Consider the following 1276-nt stretch of genomic DNA (forward strand, 5'->3'; position numbering starts at 1 on the left):
GGGGATACTCCAGCGTCAGATCGCAGCTTAATGTCTAAAGGCGTTTCGAATTCCAGTCTTTCGTAATAACTTGATTCATCTAGAACAATGGTATCGTCATTATCGAAATCACCGTGAAACTTTATAACCTGCGTTACACCATCTTTGATTAGAGGGATGTCCGATACACTCGCAATTTTTATGAAGCGCTTATGGTAAAGCTCAAACGCCTTTTCGATCCAGCGGTCATAATTAGTTGTATAAATCATCGGAAACTTCGAGTTTGCGATTGACTTGTGAATGACAGAACTGGCTAGGTCGACCTTGTCAGAGTGCCAGTTTGTGTCCATCCAGCTTCGCAACGGCCCGATACTGCCTTTCTTAACCCGGTAGTATTCTGCTAGCGCAAGGCTTTCCCCGAATGTTTTATATATCTCGGGATCATAGCCTAGCTCTTTAGCTATATGGTCAATCAACTCAGACCAGGTGGGAAGCCCTAAATTCTTGGAAACCCCAGCTCCGACGAACAAGATTACGTTCCGTTCTTTATAGGAGGCAATCAGATCTTCCATTAGAGAACCTCCTTCTGCAGGAATTCGCGAAATCTGTCGAAAGCAATTTTACGCATCGAGATTTCGTTTTTCTTGTCTCCCAGCTCAGCAAATGTTTTGTTATATCCTTTTGGTATGAATACGCAGTCCCATTGAAAATCGCGATTTCCTCTCGGCTCAGGTGCGATATTTCCCTCAACCTCACCTTCGAAGACGTGAATTTTTTTTGAATCACAAAATGCGATTACCGTTTTAGCAGTCAGTTCTGTTTCATCAAGTCGGCCGAGCAGATTTGCAAAATTATCTGCTTTTAGCTTGTCCCAGAATACTTGTGTAAGACCGCCAGGAAATCCTTGTAGGCTTTTGATATAAAGGCCCGTATGCTCAATAAATACGGGCCTACCAATAGCATTAAAAGCTTTTAGAACCTTATCCCTAACAATATCCTGAATATCCTCGGTTTGTATTTCATGGATTTTTAGGTGGACATCTACTATAGAGACACCTATATCCCCGAGTATTGTTTCTACCTCTCGGGCTTTATGGGGATTCTTGGTAACAAATCTAATTTCCATTCTCTCGCTCAATATGCGAATGACAGCTAACGCCCAAATCAGCGGCGAGTTTACGAGTCCGCTGAATTTTCTTGTTCGATTCTTTGGTTTGCAATGCCAAATGGGATATGAACCATGGGGATGTCACCAGCCTCCGATTCCAAATGCGACCTCTGATCCTGGAGTATCCCC

Annotated in this window: 2 protein-coding genes; both read right to left on the bottom strand. The window is 43.2% G+C overall.

Annotated elements, in window-relative coordinates; all coding sequences use genetic code 11:
- The coding region (locus ECTPHS_RS15295; protein ID WP_008933351.1) for an SIR2 family protein at window positions 1-551 on the bottom strand (551 nt) is incomplete at its 3' end.
- Window positions 551-1105 (bottom strand): non-canonical purine NTP pyrophosphatase, encoded by a 555-nt coding sequence (locus ECTPHS_RS14445; protein WP_008933352.1) that lies wholly within the window; start codon window positions 1103-1105, stop codon window positions 551-553. The genes ECTPHS_RS14445 and ECTPHS_RS15295, both read right to left, overlap by 1 nt.
- Window positions 1106-1276: the final 171 nt, after the last annotated feature.

It is taken from the genome of Ectothiorhodospira sp. PHS-1 (assembly GCF_000225005.1).
GTDB lineage: Bacteria > Pseudomonadota > Gammaproteobacteria > Ectothiorhodospirales > Ectothiorhodospiraceae > Ectothiorhodospira.